Here is a 12,991-nt window from a genome sequence, read left to right on the forward strand (position 1 = left end):
CAGATCGGTCGGGTTGCCCTCGGGTCTGCCGCCCCCCGGCGAGACCCGTTCCCCCGCCCAGGAGGTTTGTTACATGCGACCCACGAGGTCATCACTCCGCGTCGCGGCCACCGTCGCCGTGACCGGAAGCTTGGTCGTCGGCACGCTCATCGGCGCACCCGCCCAGGCCGCCCCCGCCGCCTCGCCCGATGCCGCCGCCGCCCTCTCCGCTCAGCTCGGCGACCGCTCCGCCGGCTCGTACATCGACGCCAGTGGCAAGTCCGTCGTCACGGTGACCGACGCGGCTGCCGCCAGCAAGGCGAGCAAGGCCGGTGCCGTCGTTCGCTACGTCACCCGTGGTGCCGCCGAGCTCAACCGGGCCACCGCCGAGCTGGAGCGCTCCGCCAAGATCCCAGGCACCGCCTGGTGGAGCGACCCGGTCACCAACCAGGTCGTCGTCTCCGTGGACAGCACCGTCACCGGAGCGAAGCTGGAGCGGGTCAAGGCCGCCGCCGCGCGCGCCAACGGCGCGGTCCGGGTCGAGGCCGAGGCCGGCGTGCTGAGCACCCGGATCTCCGGTGGCCAGGCCATCTACGCCGGTGGTGGCGGGCGTTGCTCGCTCGGCTTCAACGTGCGCAGCGGCAGCACCTATTACTTCGTGACCGCCGGGCACTGCACCAACATCTCGTCGAGCTGGTACTCGAACTCCGGCCAGACCTCGCTGATCGGCACCCGGGCCGGCACCAGCTTCCCGGGCAACGACTACGGCATCGTGCGGCACAGCAACTCCGCCAACGCCGCCGGCAACGTCTACCTCTACAACGGCAGCTACCGCGACATCACCGGCGCCGGCAACGCGTCGGTCGGCCAGTCGGTGCAGCGCTCCGGCAGCACCACCGGCCTGCGCAGCGGCTCGGTGAACGCCACCAACGCCACGGTGAACTACGCCGAGGGTTCGGTCTCCGGCCTGATCCGCACCAACGTCTGCGCCGAGCCGGGCGACAGCGGCGGCTCGCTGTTCAGCGGCAGCACCGCCCTGGGCATGACCTCCGGCGGCAGCGGCAACTGCAGCAGCGGCGGCACGACCTACTTCCAGCCCGTCACCGAGGCCCTGAGCGTCTACGGCGTCAGCGTCTTCTGATCCAGTCACCGCTCGCGGGCCGCCGGAACTCTCCGGCGGCCCGTTCGCTGTGCTGGCACCCGAACCCCGCGATGCTCGGCAACCCCGTGCGCGACGGGACCGGCGCAGGCGTATCCCGGCGATCCGGTGCCGTGCGAGTCCGGTGTCCGCGACGGCGGTCAGCGGGGCCCGGACGGTTCCAGCCGCCGCCGCTGACAGGCCAGCGCGGTGAGCACGGCGGCCAGTGGCACGGCCGCCTCGACGGCCGCCAACAACCGCTCCGTCAGCCCGATCCGTGCTCCGTCGGCGAAGAACTCGACGGCGAACCAGCCGAGCAGCCCGAGCAGGACCGCCGCCACCGCGAGCGGTGCCCAGCGTGCGGGACCGCGCGGAGCCGACCTGTCCGGCGGATGGCGGTCGTCCTGGCCGAGGGGCAGCGCCGCTCGACGGGGCACGGCCAGCGCCGGCCAGACAGCCAACGCCCCGAACGCCACACCAGCGGCGACGACGTGTGTCGTCGAACCGCCTGGGCGCTGCGGGAACGCGACCAGCACCAGGGTGGCCAGCCCGCCCAGCGCGAGCAGCCCTCGGCCCGCCGGCGCGGCGGTGACCAGGCCGAGCGCCGTCATCAGGTGACAGAGGCCCAGGCCGGCCAGCCCGACGGTCATGATCCAGCGATGGTCCGCGCCCGTTGCGGCAAGGGCGCTGATGGTCTGCCGGACCGGGTCGGACCCGTCAGGTTGGGCGGCCTGCGCCAGCGTCCAGCCTCCGATGAGAAACAGCGGTGCGCCACCAGCCGGCAGCAGGGCCCAGCGGGGAACAACAGACATCGGGCGATCGTAGCGATGTGACCGGAGGAACTGTCCGGGCCGACGCCTCGCGCTCGGGCGGATGGGCCGACGTCCCGCCGCCGGACCAGGTCGGGCGACGATTCACGGCAGTCGATCAGGCCGTCGAGGAGCGGGCCCGCGACCTGGTTCAAGCGGATCCGGGCCTACGACGCCAACTGTCGGTAGGTCCGGGCCGATGCGCACGACGCCGCCGGCGGCCCAGGTGAGGTGCGCCCGCCGGGCGGAGAGGACCGCCAGCAGTGGCCAGAGTGAGATCGCCACCGCCGTGACCCGCTCGGCCAGCCCGGTCCGGGACCCGCTGGTCACCTCGAACGCGCACCAGCCGAAGAGAGCGAGCAGCACCACCGTGGCGCTCAGCCCCACCGCCCGGCGGAACGCCCACGGCGGCTCCGGCCGGGTCGGGTGCCCGGTGTCGCGGCCGCGCGGGAGCCACAGCGCCGACCCGGCCGGCCACAGCGCCAGGGCGAGGACGGCCACGGTCGCCGCGATGCCGTGGCTGAGCGAGCCGCCCACCGTCGGCCGGGGAAACGCGACCAGCGCGATGGTCGCCGCCCCGCCGACGGCGAGCAGGAAACGGCTGGGCAGACCGGCGGCGTGCAGCACGGCGGCGACCGCCAGGTAGCAGCAGCCCAGCAGCACCAGGGACGTGACCATGATCCAGGCGTCGGCGGCGTCGTGCCCGGCCAGCTGGCTGATGGTGTCCCGGATCGGGTCGTACCCGGCGGGCTGCCGGGACTCCGCGACCGCCCAGCCGGCCACCAGCAACACGGGCGCCGCCGCCGCCGTGGCGACGGCCCAGTTCGGTACGGCGCGCATTTCGCCACGTTAACCGGCATGGCTGCTGGCCGAGTCGGGTTCGCGAGACCGCCCCACCAGCGAATCGCACCGGCCTGCCGGGTGCCGCAGAGGCAGGGCGGCCACCCCTGACAGAATGCCGGTGAGGACTGTTCCACGATGAGGAGTTGCCAGCTGTGATCCGTACCCACAATGCCGGAAGCCTGCGCGCCGCGGACGCCGGCTCGACGGTGACGCTCGCCGGGTGGGTGGCCCGCCGGCGCGACCACGGCGGCGTCATCTTCGTCGACCTGCGCGACGGCTCCGGCGTTGTCCAGGTGGTGTTCCGCGAAGAGGACGCGCACGCGCTGCGCAACGAGTTCTGCGTGAAGGTCGTCGGCGAGGTGACCCGCCGGCCGGCCGGCAACGAGAACCCGGAGCTGCCCACCGGTGCGGTCGAGGTGACCGTCACCGAGCTGGAGGTGCTCTCCGAGGCGGCGCCGCTGCCGCTGCCGGTGGACGACCAGATCGAGGCCGGTGACGACATCCGGCTCAAGTACCGCTACCTGGACCTGCGCCGCAGCGGCCCGGCGAACGCGCTGCGGCTGCGCTCGCGCGCCAGTCACCTCGCTCGGGGCGTGCTGCACGAGCGGGACTTCCTGGAGATCGAGACGCCGACGCTGACCCGCTCGACGCCGGAGGGCGCCCGCGACTTCCTGGTGCCGGTGCGACTCCAGCCCGGCAGTTGGTACGCGCTGCCACAGTCGCCCCAGCTGTTCAAGCAACTGCTGATGGTCGGCGGCATGGAGCGGTATTACCAGATCGCCCGCTGCTACCGCGACGAGGACTTCCGCGCCGACCGGCAACCCGAGTTCACCCAGCTCGACATCGAGATGTCGTTCGTCACCGAGGACGACGTGATCGACCTGGGCGAGGCGATCGTCTCGGCGCTCTGGAAGGACCTGGCCGGGCACGAGATCGCCACGCCGATCCCGCGGATCACCTGGCACGACGCGATGGCCCGGTACGGCTCCGACAAGCCGGACCTGCGCTACGGCGTCGAGCTGACCGAGCTGACCGACTACCTGCGCGGCACCGAGTTCCGGGTCTTCGCCGGGGCGATCGACGCGGGCGGCTACGTCGGCGCGGTCGTGATGCCGGGCGGCGCGGCGCAGAGCCGTAAGGAGCTGGACGGCTGGCAGGACTGGGCCAAGGCGCGCGGTGCGCGTGGCCTCGCGTACGTGGTGCTGGACGCCGAGACCGGCGAGGCGCGCGGCCCGGTGGCCAAGAACCTCTCCGCCGAGCACCTGGGTGGGCTCGCCGACGCGGTCGGCGCGAAGCCGGGCGACGCGGTGTTCTTCGCCGCGAGCGGCACCACCCGGGAGGCGCAGGAGCTGCTCGGTGCCGCCCGCATCGAGATCGCCAAGCGGTCCGGCCTGATCGACGAGAGCGCCTGGGCGTTCTGCTGGGTGGTCGACGCGCCGATGTTCGAGCGCACGGACGAGGGCGGTTGGACGGCGGTGCACCACCCGTTCACCTCGCCCAACTCGGAGTGGGTCGACCGGTTCGAGGAGGCCCCGGACCGGGCCCTGGCGTACGCGTACGACATCGTCTGCAACGGCAACGAGATCGGCGGCGGTTCGATCCGTATCCACCGGGGCGACGTGCAGAAGCGGGTCTTCGACCTGCTCGGCATCACCCCCGAGGAGGCGCAGGACAAGTTCGGCTTCCTGCTGGAGGCGTTCAAGTACGGCGCCCCGCCGCACGGCGGTATCGCCTTCGGCTGGGACCGGGTCTGCATGCTGCTCGCCGGCGCGGACTCGATCCGTGAGGTCATCGCCTTCCCGAAGACCCGGGGTGGCTTTGACCCGCTGACCGGCGCGCCGACCCCGATCACCGGCCAGCAGCGCACCGAGGCCGGCATCGACGCCAAGCCCAAGCCCTCAGCCACCACCCACACCGGCACCGCCGGCCCGGCAGCCCCGGTGGCCGACCCGGTGTAACCACCGCACCTGCTTGGTCGCTCAAGAGGTTTGCGTCATCATCGCCCCGGCGAGCTGACGCAAACCTCTTGGCCGTTGATACGGGAGTGCCGGGACGTGCTCGCCGGCCGGGCCACCCTGTTCACCGACGAGTTGCGCTGCCCGGTCGACGTCACCGATCTGGCCGACGCGGTGCTGGAGTTGGTCGCCTCCTCGTACGCGGGTCTGCTCAACGTGGCCGGCCCCGATGCCGTCAGTCGCGCCGACCTGGGTTTGCTGGTCGCGGAGCGGTTCGGCCTGGACGCGACCGGGCTCACGACCACCACCGGCGCGGCCACCGGCCTGTCGCGTCCCCTTGACGTACGCCTCGACTCCACCCGCGCCGCCGGCCTGCTGCGGACCCGGCTGCGGGGGGTGCGCGAACTGCTGGCGCGCTGAGACCAATATCTCTGCACACTTTCTATGCACAACTCTTGTGCATAGAAAGTGTGCAGAGATATTGTGCACTCATGGGGAATGAGGAATCGACGCCGCGACCCGCGCCGCGCGAGGTGCGAATCGACAAACAGCAGGTCCGGGTGCTGGCGCACCCGCTGCGGATGCGGCTGGTCGGGGCCCTGCGCGTGAACGGACCCGCCACCGCCACCACACTGGCGGAGCTGCTCGGCACCAACACCGGCGCGACCAGCTACCACCTGCGTCAACTCGCCGAGGTTGGGCTCGTCACCGAGGATCCCGACCGGGGCAGCGGACGGCAGCGCTGGTGGCAGGCGGCGCACGACGTCACCAGCTGGGAACCGACCGACTTCGACGACGACCCAGACGCCCGGGCCGCGATCGAGTGGATCCAGGGCGACCAGGTGCGTCTCCTCGCCGAGCACGCCGAGCGGTGGTTCGCCACCCAGCACGAGTGGTCCCCCGCCTGGCGGGACGCCCTCGGCATGGGCGACACCTTCCTGACCATCCCGCCGGCCCGGCTGAAGGCGCTCCAGGCGGAGGTGTGGCAGGTGCTGGAGCGATACCGCCGCGAGGCCGAACCGGTCGACTCCACTCACGCCGCCGACCCGCAGGCCCGCCCGGTGCAGGTCTTCCTGGCCGCCTACCCGTTGCTGGAGGGCCCCCGATGAACGCGCTGACCGTACGCCAGGTTCGGGCTCGCTACCTCACGCTCTACGGCCTGCGCTGGCTGCCCACCGGACTGATGATCCCGGTGATGATTCTGCTCATGCAGGAGCGTGGCCTGTCGCTGCCGCAGATCGGCCTGGTCGGCACCGCGCAGGGGCTGCTGGTGTTGGCGCTGGAGCTGCCCACCGGTGGCCTCGCCGACGCCCTCGGCAGCCGACCCGTGCTGCTGACCGCCGGAGCGCTCAACCTCGCCTCGCTGGCGCTGTTCGCGGTGGCCGACTCGTTCTGGATGTTCTTCCTGGTCTGGGCGTTGCAGGGGGTCTACCGGGCGTTGGACAGCGGTCCGCTGGAGTCCTGGTACGTCGATGCCACCCTGGCCGCCGACCCGGATGCCGAGTATGAACGGGGCCTCGGGTACGCCGGCACCGTCATCGGCGGCGCCATCGGCGCTGGGGCGCTGCTCAGTGGTGGCCTGGTCGCACTCGGCCCGATCGGGCCGGTCAGCGCGCTCACGGCGCCCGTGCTGGTCGCCATCCTCGCGCAGGCGGCGGCGCTTGCCGCGTTGCTCGTCCTGCTGGTCGAGCAGCGGCCGGCCACCGGGGCCGCGGCACTACGGGCCTCGGTGGTCCAGGCGCCCCGGATGATCGGCCAGGCGATCGGGCTGCTGCGCCGGTCCCGGGTGCTGCTTGCCCTGGTGGCCGTGGAGCTGTTCTGGGGCTTCGGCATGGTCACCTTCGAGTCACTGTTGCCGGTGCGCCTCGCCGAGGTGATCGGCAACCCGGAGGACGCGGCCGCGCTGCTCGGGCCGGCCAACTCGGCCGCCTGGCTCGCCTCGGCGGCCGGCGCGGCACTGACCCCGCTGCTGTTGCGCTGGCTGGGTGCCGCGCCGGGCGCGGCCCTGCTGCGCATCCTGCAGGGTGTCACGGTGGTCGGGATGGGGCTGTTCGCCGGGCCGGTCGGAGTGCTCGTGGCCTACCTGGCCTGCTACGCCGTGCACGGCGCGTCCAACCCGCTGCACAGTGGGCTACTGCACCGGCAGGTCGACGGCCCCTACCGAACCAGCGTGCTCTCCCTGAACTCGATGATGGCGCAGCCGGCCGGCGCGCTCGGCGGGGTGGTGCTGACCGCGCTCGCCGCCGCCACCAGCGTCGGCACCGCGATGGTGGTCGGCGCGGTGGTGCTGGCCGTCGCCGCCCCGCTCTACCTGCCCGCCTGGCTGGCCAGCCGTCGACCTGCCACCGTCACCGAGCCGACCGCGGTCCCCGTACCGGCCAGCAACCGTTGAGCAGGTGCCCCTTGTCAACACCAAGGGGCACCTCCTCGCATCTCACCCCCCGAGGCGGAACGAGCTGAGGGGGAGCGTGTCGGTGAAACCGAGCCGACGGTAGAGCCGCACCGCACCGACATTGCTCGGATAGACGCCGAGCCCAACGGTGCCGTGGCGCGCCAGCAGGGCCCGGGTCATCCCGGCGGTCAGGGACGCGCCCAGACCTCGACCCCGTTGATCGGGTGCGACGGTCAGGCCGGCGAGGAAGCCGATGTCACCCTGGCTGCAGTCCGCACCGCACGCCACCAGCCGGTCGCCGGCCCGGATGCCGTACCAGTCCACCACCCGTGGGTCGCCCGGGCGGGAGGTGGTGCTGGGGAACGCCTCGTCGATCAGCGTCTCCAACGCCGGATGGTCGGCCTCGGTGAGTCGTACCACCCGCTGCTCGTCCGCCTGCGCCGGTGGTGGCGTGTCGGTCCAGTGAAAGTCCCAGTCAGCGTGGCCGGTCACCGTCAGTCGGCCCGCGAGCAGGGCGGGATCGTGCCGGGGTAGGTGCAGCCGCTGCTCCGGGCGCAACACCCCGTCCGCGACCAACGCGACACAGACCTCGATCGCCGGCCCGGCCGGGCCGATCGCACAGCCGGCCGGCCCATGCTCGTCCGGCACCACCCACAGCACGGCGCCGTCGCGCCGGTAGCCGCGCACCGGCGGGCGGCTACCGAGTGCGTGCCGGGCGAACGGGTGGTGGCCGACGGCGGCCAGGACAGCGGTCCGGTCCTCAAGCACCTGGTCGTCGGTGATCATGCTGGTCAGCCTAGGAGCCGGGGGTGCACCGTCGGCGCCCGGTCACGATTGGACGGCCGAATCCACCGTGGAGATTGGCGAGCCGACCGATTGGGTACATCACGCGCCGACCTACTGGGAACCCCCACCGGAGGACCGACATGCTCGCCATTCTCGCGGCCATCGTCTTTGGCTTCGCACTGCTGCTCGACCTGCTCAACACCGACTTCGGAGCACCGGACCTGTTCAACTGGAACACCCTCGTGCTCATCGGGCTGCTCCTGCTCTCGCTCTACCTGGCCGGCGTGGGCAACGGCCCGCGCGGCGGTGGCGGCGGCCGCTGGTACCGGGGCCGGCGCCCCGGTCGCGGCTGACCGGAACCGATCACCGGTGGCGAGCCCGCGGCGCGATTCCGGCGCCGTGGGCCCGGCCCGGTACTGTCTTCGTGATGGAGTCCGACGCCCTCTTCTCCCTCGGTGAACCCGCCGGGTCGCGCAGCGCGCCCGACGGTCCCGCCGGTGTCGACGGCTTCACTGCGGTGGCCGACGATTCGCCCCTGCCCGTCCGGATGCGCCCGGTGACCCTCGACGAGTTGGTCGGGCAGGGACACCTGCTCGCCCCCGGCGCCCCGCTGCGACAGCTGGTCTCCGGCGGCGCCCCGATGTCGGTGATCCTCTGGGGCCCGCCGGGCAGTGGTAAGACCACCATCGCGCACCTGGTGGCCGGGGCGACCGACCGCCGCTTCGTCGCCATGTCAGCGCTCTCCGCCGGCGTCAAGGACGTACGGGCGGTGATCGAGGCGGCTCGCCGCCAGCGCCGCTCCGGCGGCCCGCAGACGGTGCTCTTCATCGATGAGGTGCACCGGTTCAGTAAGACCCAACAGGATTCGTTGCTCGCCGCAGTCGAGGACCGGACGGTCACCCTGCTGGCGGCGACCACCGAGAACCCGTACTTCTCGGTCATCTCCCCGCTGCTGTCGCGGTGCGTGCTGCTCACCCTGCAACCGTTGGACGACGAGGCGGTGCGGGGTCTGCTGCGCCGCGCGGTCGCCGACAAGCGTGGCCTGGACGGCGCGCTCGCCCTGACCGCCGAGGCCGAGGACCACCTGGTCCGGCTCGCCGCCGGTGACGTCCGCAAGGCACTCACCGCACTGGAGGCGGCGGCGGCGTCCGCCACGGCGCTCGGCACCGGGCGGATCGACCTCGCGACCGCCGAGCAGGCGGTCGACGTGGCGGCGGTGCGCTACGACCGCGACGGCGACGCCCACTACGACGTGGTCAGCGCCTTCATCAAGAGCATGCGCGGCTCGGACGTGGACGCCGCGGTGCACTGGCTGGCCCGCATGCTGGTCGCCGGTGAGGACGCCCGGTTCATCGCCCGCCGCCTGGTCATCTTCGCCAGCGAGGATGTCGGCATGGCCGACCCCGGGGCCTTGAGCGTCGCCACCGCCGCCGCGCACGCGGTCGAGTTCGTCGGGTTGCCCGAAGCGCAACTCACCCTGGCCCAGGCCGTGATCCACCTGGCCACCGCGCCCAAGTCGAATTCGGCCACCACCGCCATCGGCGCCGCGATCGCCGACGTCCGGGCCGGTCGCGGTGGTCCGGTGCCGCGCGGGCTGCGCGACGCGCACTACGCCGGCGCCCGGGGGCTGGGCCACGGGACCGGCTACCGCTACCCGCACGACGACCAGCGCGGGGTGGTCACCCAGCAGTACGTCCCGGACGACCTGGTGGGCACGGACTACTACCAGCCCAGCCCGCACGGCGCGGAACGGTCGGTGGCCACTCGGCTGCCGCTGCTGCGCCGGATCGTGCGTGGCCTGCCGGCCCCGGCCACCCGTCCGGAAACTCCGACCGCCGAGCCGCCGGTAACGGCGCCGAGCACGTCGGCGCTTCCCGGGGAGACCGGTCGCCCGACGACGGGCACGGGCGCCGCCGGCACGATGCAGGACAGCGGCACCGACGCCGCAGGAGAGGGTCAACAGTGAGATCGCGTGGTGGGGACCGCCCGGACGAGGGCCCGGACGAGCGGCGCGATCCCCGCGCCAAGACGCGTCGCTGGGGCCGAGGGCGGCCGGCCGAGGCTGAGCCGGAGGAGCCGGTCGCCGGCGAGGAGTTCGGCTGGATCGACGACCTGCGCTCGGCCAAGCAGCAACGCACCGAGCTGGGCCCGGATGGCGCCCCGGCAGAGTCGAACGCCCCGCGTGGGGGTGCGCCGGCAGAAGCCGCCGGGCACCGTACGGGTGCGCCGGCAGCGCCGGCCGGTGCGCGTGGAGGTGGGCCGGTGCCGCCGGAGGTCTCGGCGCCGCCCGCTGGCGCCGCGCGTCGACCGGTCGACGGTCCCTGGCCGGGGGAGGCCCCACCAGCGGGCCGCCGCCCGGATGACCGGTCACCCGCCGCCAGCCCCGGTGCACCGGCACCGGGCCAACCAGCACGTCGTGGGGTGCAACCGGCGCCCGGCGCCCGCGCCGCCGTACCGTCGTCGCCACCGACCTCGGGCCCCCCGACCGATCGTCGTCCGGAGGCCGCCGTTCCGGCGGGCCGCCGTCCGGGCGCTCCCGCACTCGGGGGTCATCCGGATGCGATGCCGCCGCTGCGCCGTCCGGACGCCGGCCCGCAGGGCCGCCGACCCGGCCCGGAGCCCACCGAGCCCGGCCGTCCACTGCCGCCTGCCGACGGCACGCCCGCCGGTCGACGCGCCGCCGGACCGGCGCCCGATCCGGCGCGGCCCGCCGGGTCACCCGTCACCTCCGGCCCGGCCCGGTTCGACGGCGCCCCGGCTGGCGCTGTGCCGCCGGTCACGGACGGCCTGCGGCCCGACCCCGCCATCGACCGTGACCCGCGTACCGCCCGGCGTCACCCAGGCCCGGTCGACCCCGGGGCACCAGAGCCCGCCGGCCGCCGGCCCGCCGAGCGCTCCCGTCCGGCAGCCGGTGGCCGCCGCCGTGCCGCGGAGCCCGACGGGCCGGCGGTGCCCCGCTCGGGCAACGCGCCATCGGTGCCCGAGGCCGCCGGCGGTCACAGCGGCGCCACGCCCACCGTCGGCCCGGCCGACAGCACCGGTCGTCGCCGGGCCGTCCCCGACGATCCGGAGCGACGTACGCCGGCCGGCGGCGAACCCCGGGCGGACCGCCCGGAGCGGCCCGCCGACTGGCTGCGTCAGGCCGGCCGCCTGCCGCACACCGACCCCGGCCTGCCGGTGGTCAACCGCCGTGGCGGCACCCCGCCCGCCGCAGGGCGCCGTCCGGCGCCGACCGCCGGCACGGGTGAGCTCGCCGACCACGCGTCCGGTCGGCTGGCCGTGCCCGATCCGGCCGCCGAGCGCCCCGCCGGCCGCCGGCCCGCGGGGCCGCCGGTTGACCCGGGCGCGGAGGCACCGACCGGTCGTCGGGTCGTCCAGCCTGACGCGCCGGGAACCACGGGAGAACAGGCCCTGCCCTATCCGCCGGCATCCCGGGAGCGGCCCAACCGTGACCGGGGCGCTGCAGCACCCCCGACGGACCCCACCGGCCGGCGCGGCCGTGCGGCGGCTGGGTCCAGCCCGGACCGAACGCCCACCCCGGACCCGACCGGTCGACGACGCCCACCGGCCGAGCCTGGCCCTGACGGCTCGGCCGGACCGGGTCGACCCGGGCCCGCGAGCGACCGTGGCGACGACCCGTACGCCGGTGGCCGACCCGCGCCGGGTGCCGGTCCCGCCGCACCGGCTCGGGGCGCCGCCCGCTCCACGCCGCCCGGCCGGGCCCGGCCCATCCCGGGTGACGCACCGGTCCCGGGTGCCGGGCGCCGTGGCCCCGGCGGCCCATCCCGCCCCGGCGCGGGTGCCGAGGCGGCACCCCGGGACGCAGCCCGTCCGGACGGTCCTGCTCGCGCCGCCGTACCGCCAGGTGCGGACGGCCCGCCGCGACCGCGTCCGGACGGTCCCACTCGCGCCGCCGCTGTGCCGGGTGTGGACGGTCCGCCGCGTGCCCGCCCGGACGGTCCTGCCCGTGCCGCCGTCCGACCACCCGGCGGCGTGCAGCCGCCTGGCGGCGACGATCGGGCGAACGGTGAGCCGGGTGCCGGTCCCGGGTCCCCCACGCCGACTCGTGGTGGTGCCCCAGCCGGTCGACCCGCGCAGGCCGCCGGGCGTGCCCTGCCTCCACATCGGGAGCCCGGCCGTCCCGAGCCGAGCGGCGTCGCCCCGGTGCCACCGCCCGGCCGCTCCGGCGAGCCCGTCGGCGCGGCCCGTGCCGCCGCCGTGGTGCCTTCCCCGTCCGGCCCGGTGGACCGGCTCACCCCGGAGCCGTCCGACGGGCCCGCGCTGCGCTCGGCCGGTCAGGCCGCCCCTGACGACGACGCCGCACCGGGTGCCCGGTCCGAGTTGCGCCGGCAGTCGCGTGAACGGCGCCGCCTGCGTGCGGCGGTGCTGGTGCTGGTCAGCGTCGTGCTGCTCGGTGCGGTGCCGCTCTTCTTCGGCATCCGGACGCTGAGCCGTGACCCGGTCTTCGACAACCTGGACCAGCTCAACGTGCCCGGCTGGGCCGCGACGAAGACGGTCGACGACGTCAGCGGCAGCCGCTGGTGCCTGCTCGACTGCCGGCTGCGTGAGCGCACCGTGACCTCGGAGAAGTCGCCGAAGGACACGGCGCAGGTCTACGAGGACGCGCTGCGCCAGGACGGTTGGCAGCCGTGGAAGGTGAGCCGATGCCCGGAGCAGCAGACGAAGGGCAGCTACACCTGCTGGCGCCGCGACGAGTTGACGCTCGACCTGTGGGTCCGCGAGCCGACCTGCGTGCCGCCGCCGGTCGACGACAAGCCGGCCATCGTGCCGTCTGGAGATCCGTCGGCCGCTGCGACGGAGTGCACCGGCTCGTTGGTGTCGGTGAAGGTACGCAACGCGATCGACGACGAGCGGACCAGACCGCAGCCGACCACGGACCCGTCACTGACCGGAGAGGATCCGTTCCCGACGGTCAGTGGGGATCCGCTTGGTGAGCTGACACCCTCACCGTCGTGAGCCGGTCTCCATCACGGACGGTAGGGTCTGGGGCTGGCGGGCACGCCCACTACCGGTGACCGCCGACGGCTTGGCGTCCGGTACGGGTACCACGGTTGTGCGTTCCGGGGAC

Annotated in this window: 11 protein-coding genes; 8 read left to right on the top strand and 3 right to left on the bottom strand. The window is 74.3% G+C overall.

Annotated elements, in window-relative coordinates; translation table 11 throughout:
- Positions 1 to 73 precede the first annotated feature (73 nt).
- Positions 74 to 1,120, top strand: a complete 1,047-nt coding sequence (locus OG811_RS21750) for a S1 family peptidase (protein WP_406068285.1) — start codon at positions 74 to 76, stop codon at positions 1,118 to 1,120.
- Positions 1,121 to 1,278: 158 nt separating this feature from the next.
- On the opposite strand, the gene OG811_RS21755 is transcribed toward OG811_RS21750, so the two are convergent.
- Together OG811_RS21755 and OG811_RS21760 are read right to left on the bottom strand one after the other, a co-directional pair.
- Positions 1,279 to 1,929 (bottom strand): DUF998 domain-containing protein, encoded by a 651-nt coding sequence (locus tag OG811_RS21755; RefSeq protein WP_406068287.1) that lies wholly within the window; start codon positions 1,927 to 1,929, stop codon positions 1,279 to 1,281.
- A 102-nt stretch (positions 1,930 to 2,031) separates the two neighbouring features.
- The gene (locus OG811_RS21760) at positions 2,032 to 2,766 is read right to left on the bottom strand and encodes a DUF998 domain-containing protein (protein ID WP_406068288.1); all 735 of its coding nucleotides are present in this window, start codon (positions 2,764 to 2,766) and stop codon (positions 2,032 to 2,034) included.
- A 155-nt stretch (positions 2,767 to 2,921) separates the two neighbouring features.
- Here OG811_RS21760 and aspS point away from each other — a divergent pair, with 155 nt between their 5' ends.
- The 4 genes from aspS to OG811_RS21780 all read left to right on the top strand — a co-directional run bounded on the left by aspS (position 2,922) and on the right by OG811_RS21780 (position 7,116).
- Complete coding sequence (gene aspS / locus OG811_RS21765) at positions 2,922 to 4,727, top strand: aspartate--tRNA ligase (protein ID WP_406068289.1); 1,806 nt, start codon at positions 2,922 to 2,924, stop codon at positions 4,725 to 4,727.
- Between the two features lie 96 nt (positions 4,728 to 4,823).
- Positions 4,824 to 5,144 (top strand): hypothetical protein, encoded by a 321-nt coding sequence (locus tag OG811_RS21770; protein WP_406068290.1) that lies wholly within the window; start codon positions 4,824 to 4,826, stop codon positions 5,142 to 5,144.
- 71 nt (positions 5,145 to 5,215) lie between these two features.
- Positions 5,216 to 5,833 (top strand): ArsR/SmtB family transcription factor, encoded by a 618-nt coding sequence (locus tag OG811_RS21775; protein WP_406068292.1) that lies wholly within the window; start codon positions 5,216 to 5,218, stop codon positions 5,831 to 5,833.
- On the top strand, positions 5,830 to 7,116 hold the full coding sequence (locus OG811_RS21780; protein ID WP_406068293.1) for an MFS transporter: 1,287 nt from the start codon (positions 5,830 to 5,832) through the stop codon (positions 7,114 to 7,116). Before OG811_RS21775 ends, OG811_RS21780 begins: the two co-directional genes overlap by 4 nt.
- Before the next feature lie 42 nt (positions 7,117 to 7,158).
- Here the strand turns inward: OG811_RS21780 and OG811_RS21785 are convergent, their stop codons facing one another.
- Complete coding sequence (locus tag OG811_RS21785; RefSeq protein WP_406068295.1) at positions 7,159 to 7,902, bottom strand: GNAT family N-acetyltransferase; 744 nt, start codon at positions 7,900 to 7,902, stop codon at positions 7,159 to 7,161.
- Between the two features lie 140 nt (positions 7,903 to 8,042).
- On the opposite strand from OG811_RS21785, the gene OG811_RS21790 reads away from it, so the two are divergent.
- The 3 genes from OG811_RS21790 (at position 8,043) to OG811_RS21800 (ending at position 12,879) form a co-directional block, all read left to right on the top strand.
- Complete coding sequence (locus OG811_RS21790; RefSeq protein WP_406068297.1) at positions 8,043 to 8,255, top strand: hypothetical protein; 213 nt, start codon at positions 8,043 to 8,045, stop codon at positions 8,253 to 8,255.
- Between the two features lie 74 nt (positions 8,256 to 8,329).
- Positions 8,330 to 9,868: a replication-associated recombination protein A gene (locus tag OG811_RS21795; protein WP_406068298.1), complete on the top strand. Its 1,539-nt coding sequence runs from the start codon at positions 8,330 to 8,332 to the stop codon at positions 9,866 to 9,868.
- Between the two features lie 2,315 nt (positions 9,869 to 12,183).
- On the top strand, positions 12,184 to 12,879 hold the full coding sequence (locus OG811_RS21800; protein WP_406075848.1) for a hypothetical protein: 696 nt from the start codon (positions 12,184 to 12,186) through the stop codon (positions 12,877 to 12,879).
- Positions 12,880 to 12,991: the final 112 nt, after the last annotated feature.

The organism is Micromonospora sp. NBC_01638, from assembly GCF_045209745.1.
GTDB lineage: Bacteria > Actinomycetota > Actinomycetes > Mycobacteriales > Micromonosporaceae > Micromonospora.

What these genes read in the sequence shown, in the direction of transcription:
- OG811_RS21750 (WP_406068285.1), top strand. Translation starts at nt 74, where the DNA reads ATGCGACCCACGAGGTCATCACTCCGCGTCGCGGCCACCGTCGCCGTG.
- OG811_RS21755 (WP_406068287.1), bottom strand. Translation starts at nt 1,929, where the DNA reads ATGTCTGTTGTTCCCCGCTGGGCCCTGCTGCCGGCTGGTGGCGCACCG.
- OG811_RS21760 (WP_406068288.1), bottom strand. Translation starts at nt 2,766, where the DNA reads ATGCGCGCCGTACCGAACTGGGCCGTCGCCACGGCGGCGGCGGCGCCC.
- OG811_RS21775 (WP_406068292.1), top strand. Translation starts at nt 5,216, where the DNA reads ATGGGGAATGAGGAATCGACGCCGCGACCCGCGCCGCGCGAGGTGCGA.
- OG811_RS21780 (WP_406068293.1), top strand. Translation starts at nt 5,830, where the DNA reads ATGAACGCGCTGACCGTACGCCAGGTTCGGGCTCGCTACCTCACGCTC.
- OG811_RS21785 (WP_406068295.1), bottom strand. Translation starts at nt 7,902, where the DNA reads ATGATCACCGACGACCAGGTGCTTGAGGACCGGACCGCTGTCCTGGCC.
- OG811_RS21790 (WP_406068297.1), top strand. Translation starts at nt 8,043, where the DNA reads ATGCTCGCCATTCTCGCGGCCATCGTCTTTGGCTTCGCACTGCTGCTC.
- OG811_RS21795 (WP_406068298.1), top strand. Translation starts at nt 8,330, where the DNA reads ATGGAGTCCGACGCCCTCTTCTCCCTCGGTGAACCCGCCGGGTCGCGC.